Annotated in this window: 1 protein-coding gene; it reads right to left on the reverse strand. The window is 53.2% G+C overall.

The annotated features are described in order from the left end of the window. Positions 1–219: 4-fold beta flower protein (locus ACFC20_RS17540; RefSeq protein ID WP_375194108.1), on the reverse strand; the 219-nt coding region annotated here is incomplete at its 3' end. Positions 220–310 lie beyond the last annotated feature (91 nt).

Raw genomic sequence — 310 nt, forward strand, 5'->3', positions numbered from 1 at the left:
TGAAACAACTTGCTCCGGATTCCAAGCTACCGGCTTGCCGCTGGTATCGCGGCACACAATTCCCTCAACAGCACCGAGCCAGTTTCCGCTGTCCGCTGACCATGCATGATCGTTTCGAACGTAAGCAACCCACTGCATGGATGTATCGAAAATGTGTTCGTCGGGCTCTATCCAACCCACTAGCTCGCAGTCCTTATTGAACAATGGGTCTAGACTCATAATCTTCCTCTTTAGCTCTAACGCCCGCAGAAGGCGCGGCTTTGGAATGTAGGCGAAGCCGCAATGGAAAAGACGTCGCCGTGCCTGCGAT

It is taken from the genome of Marinobacter sp. (assembly GCF_041984545.1).
Lineage (GTDB): Bacteria > Pseudomonadota > Gammaproteobacteria > Pseudomonadales > Oleiphilaceae > Marinobacter.